Annotated in this window: 4 protein-coding genes; all 4 read right to left on the reverse strand. The window is 28.9% G+C overall.

Features of this window, described 5'->3' with window-relative positions:
• Positions 1–211 precede the first annotated feature (211 nt).
• Positions 212–844, reverse strand: a complete 633-nt coding sequence (locus Q0733_RS12795) for a hypothetical protein (protein WP_298782700.1) — start codon at positions 842–844, stop codon at positions 212–214.
• 226 nt (positions 845–1,070) lie between these two features.
• Positions 1,071–2,033 (reverse strand): hypothetical protein, encoded by a 963-nt coding sequence (locus tag Q0733_RS12800; RefSeq protein ID WP_298782702.1) that lies wholly within the window; start codon positions 2,031–2,033, stop codon positions 1,071–1,073.
• Positions 2,034–2,185: 152 nt separating this feature from the next.
• Positions 2,186–3,175 (reverse strand): SH3 domain-containing protein, encoded by a 990-nt coding sequence (locus Q0733_RS12805; protein ID WP_298782704.1) that lies wholly within the window; start codon positions 3,173–3,175, stop codon positions 2,186–2,188.
• A gap of 144 nt (positions 3,176–3,319) precedes the next feature.
• On the reverse strand, positions 3,320–3,739 hold the full coding sequence (locus Q0733_RS12810) for a hypothetical protein (RefSeq protein WP_298782706.1): 420 nt from the start codon (positions 3,737–3,739) through the stop codon (positions 3,320–3,322).
• Positions 3,740–3,898 lie beyond the last annotated feature (159 nt).

Raw genomic sequence — 3,898 nt, forward strand, 5'->3', positions numbered from 1 at the left:
ATCTTCTATTCTTTTTTCTTATCATTATTACAAATCTATTAATTTAGATTTGTTGCGTTAAGTTCTTGAATAGAGGATTTCGTTTTTTTAATGGTGTACAACGTTTATGTATAAGAATAGTTGTGGGTTTGTATGCGAGGATTTTCCGAAGGAAAATCAGACGTTACAAACACGCAACGACCTTTGGTTAAGCACTAAACCGCAATTATTTTTATACGGTGTTGTGCGTTCGTTTTTTTATTCGGTTAATAATTTCAAATCCCAAGTATTCTTTCAGTTTCGGGAATTTATATCTGTAATATACATTCCAATAACTTATCATTCTGCTTTCTGTCTGTTGCCAATATTTTGGGTTTTCATCTCTAAATTCAGCGTAAAAGTCCAATGTGTCTTCATTTATTTTTTTGTCAATAATTGGTAGTAATTCGTAAATGTATTCTCCAATTAATTGAATAACGAAAGGAATTGTCCAATTCTCCGAATTCTGTGATAATAAATTCAGTCTTTTTTCTCTTAAATATCCATTGTGATGTCGCAAATAAATACAATTTAATATGTCCTTTTGTTTATCAGTCAATGTTTTTTCCAATTCAGGATTTGGCTCGTCAAAGTAAAGTCTGTATGGAATTGTCAGAGTTTCATTTTCAAATGTTAAATTCAATTCATTTTCGTGAATCAAATTGTCAACTTTATGAATTGTTCCGTCACATAATTTCACTTTATTATTTTCAAATGGTAAGATTTTTAGAACTTCCTTTAAGTCCGAATGCAGTTTTTTCGGGAAAGCTTTAATTAGTCTTTCCTTGTATTCAGATTTTAAATTTTTCTTAAATATCTTTAGCATTTCGGGTTTTTCTCAAATGACGCACAACGGCTCGGCTATGGTTAGTACGGGAATTAAAAGAAACTGTCCTTTCGATTGAGCACTTAGCCAAAACTTTTAATTTTGTTTTAATTTTTTCATTTTAAAGCCAAATCAAAAAGATTTGGCGGACTTCATAAAAATACACTAAACTTTGGATTAAACACCAAAACCCGTATTAATTATAGCCATTGTTGTGTGGCGTTTTTTATTTTTTTAAATAATCAAATATGATGAACGGAAGCAATGCAAATGCGAAAAACAAAATCATTGTATAAATCAAATCAGTAAATTTTCCGTGTTTATCCACTTCAGGCTCTCTATTAAAAATTACTTTATATAGTTGCCTGATAGGATATTGAACTATTAATAGCGATAAAGGATAAATAAAACTTACACTATTTAAATCAGATATGTTTTCCTGATAATAATACCTGAATAAATAACCATAACAAAAGAAGCCAACTGCAACCAAAAGGCTTTTAATATAAAAGTCATTTATTCTCAACATTTCATAGTCCATAAAAAACCAAAGTCCGATTCCCATTCCAGTAAATAAAGTCCATTTTTCAATTATTTCAACACTATCTGTCAAATAGGGAACAAAAAAATGAATCAAGACCGCTATTGTTGAAATATAAAAAATAATTTTAAATCGTTTGCTAATCTTTAATTTTGATTTATCCTCTTTAAGCTTTTTGTTATTTGCTTTTATTGAAAGAGTTAAAGGATTTTTTAAATTAGTTATATCAACTGTTGAATAAAATTTGTTGTCGGTTTGTTGGGCAACTTTACCTCCAAAATCAATTTTATAATGTTTGTTCTCGGTAGTTACTACATAAACGTTGTCAAATTCCTCATCATTTTTTGATATGTAAACCATAAGCTCCTTATCGTTTAACCTTTTGTCTATATTTTTACCTTTAGTGAAACCTTTAATTTTCACATTGTATTCAATTCCCTCTGGATATTCGAGATAATTTACCAAATAGAAAAAATGTTCATTGTCAAGAAGATTGTCAGCTATTATTATTTGTCTGTCAATCCCTTTTTCGAAAATCTTAAAGTTTAATTTTGAATAAAAATTATCAGAATATAAATTTATCCAATTCTCCAAAACCTGTTTAACCTCATTTAGAGAAGTTCCTTTTATTTCTATAATGTTTTTCATTTACGATTTTCTCAAATGACACACAACGTTGTTGTATATGGTTTGTTGCGTGTTTCAAGCAATTAATTTAGTAAATAATTACCGACCAAGAAAGTCCGCGAGGACTTTCGTAAGTAGGCAAGAAGCCAGCAATAAATTATATACTGTGTTGCCTACAGTTTTTTTATTTCAGCCTTTTTTCCATTCCAGTTAATTCTTATTTTTTCTTGATGTCCGATTAAAGTAATTTCATAATGTTCATTTTTTTCATTCCAGTTTAATTTCAATATATCTTCATCCATTGCAAATTCATCATTTAGATAGAATTCCAGAACTTTTGTTTTGTGAATTACTCTGTTTTTATTGTCTGTAAAAATTAGAAAAAAATATTCTGGATAGGCTAAATGATACGCTCCATCATAACCATCATATTGTCCAATAATTTCAACTTTTTGATTTAGATTTACTAATTCTTTTGATAAAGCAAAGTCGTGAATATCTACATCTGTATAATAATATTTTCCGTTTATGTTAATTCTATTCCAAACACAATTAGTGTAATCTTTAAATTTGAGTTTGTAAAAGGTAGAATCTATTCTGACTTGAGTTAAACTGTTTAGAATTCCAACTGGTTTTAAATCATTCAGTTTATGGTTTTCGAAAAGTACAATTTTTCTGTTTTGTGGATTTAGAAAGTAAGGGAATTCTTTTGGATTTAAGATTTTTATATTCGGTTCAATAATTGGTAAATCTCTATTCAAATATTTTTCAGATATACTACTTGACTCAAATGTCCCTTCTTGTTGATTATCATAATCGTAAGTTTTATAATATGCTTGTCTTCCAGAATACCAAATTTCAGGTTTTTCTGTTGTTAAAAAACCTCCAAAAACATAGCCTTTAGTGTCTTTATTATCAAATCCATATATTTTAATCCATTCTCCTTTTACTTCTTTTCCTTCATCTAGAATGACTAAATTGATTCCTGTTTTTTCTTTAACATAAGTCATTGTATTGTTCGGAAGGTGGTAAATTTTATTTGAATTCAAAGATGGTTTATCTCTAACAACTAATCCGCTTTCGGCTGTTACATACATTCTGTTTTGCCCAAAAATAGACATAGTAAATAAAAGAAATATTATTGTCAGAATGCTGTTTTTCATAATTGTAGGCAACGTGTTTGTATATGGTTTGTTGCGTGGATTAGCACGTAATTTAGCAAATAAAAACCGAATAGAAAATCCGCGAGGATTTTCGTAAGTAGGCTAGTACTAGCAATGGATTATATACGGTGTTGGCAGTAGTTATTATTCTTTCGTTAGTTCATATTTGTATATTCCGAATTCAGTTCTATTTGCTGTAATAACTAATTCAGTTCCATTTATTGAGTATTCGTATTCGCCTCCTAAAATCAGATTCCAGTCAAAATTTGCTGTCCAATAATTAATATCATAAAATTCAATTGTCGAATTGCTTTTTTCATAAGTTCCACTTCCTCCAGCAGGAAAGTAATCGTCATTTCCGCTACTTTGGTAATTATTTCCCTCGTTGAAACTTACAGTTACAGGATTTGAGAAAGTATCTCCGTTTAAATATTCAACCGTAAAAGTTCCGCTATAATCTCCATTCAGACTTTGATTATCATTATTATCGTCATCATTGTTACAAGAAGAAAAAGTCAAAGATAATATTGCTATTAACAATATTTTATAAATTCCATTTTTCATAATTCCAGTTTATTTATAGATGATGTTTATTTAAAAAGGTTGCGTATTATTTTATTCAGATTTGAGTGAGTTTAATTACTGCCAACGGTTTAGGCTATGTTTTAGTTGCGGTTTTGTTTAGCTAAAGGTAAGCAAAAAAATCAAACAACTTCGGGTTTG

Source organism: uncultured Polaribacter sp., from assembly GCF_947500975.1.
Taxonomy (GTDB): Bacteria; Bacteroidota; Bacteroidia; order Flavobacteriales; family Flavobacteriaceae; genus Polaribacter.

Bases quoted from the DNA above. Each gene is read 5' to 3' on its own strand.
- Q0733_RS12800 (WP_298782702.1), bottom strand. From the start codon at position 2,033: ATGAAAAACATTATAGAAATAAAAGGAACTTCTCTAAATGAGGTTAAA.
- Q0733_RS12810 (WP_298782706.1), bottom strand. From the start codon at position 3,739: ATGAAAAATGGAATTTATAAAATATTGTTAATAGCAATATTATCTTTG.
- Q0733_RS12805 (WP_298782704.1), bottom strand. From the start codon at position 3,175: ATGAAAAACAGCATTCTGACAATAATATTTCTTTTATTTACTATGTCT.
- Q0733_RS12795 (WP_298782700.1), bottom strand. From the start codon at position 844: ATGCTAAAGATATTTAAGAAAAATTTAAAATCTGAATACAAGGAAAGA.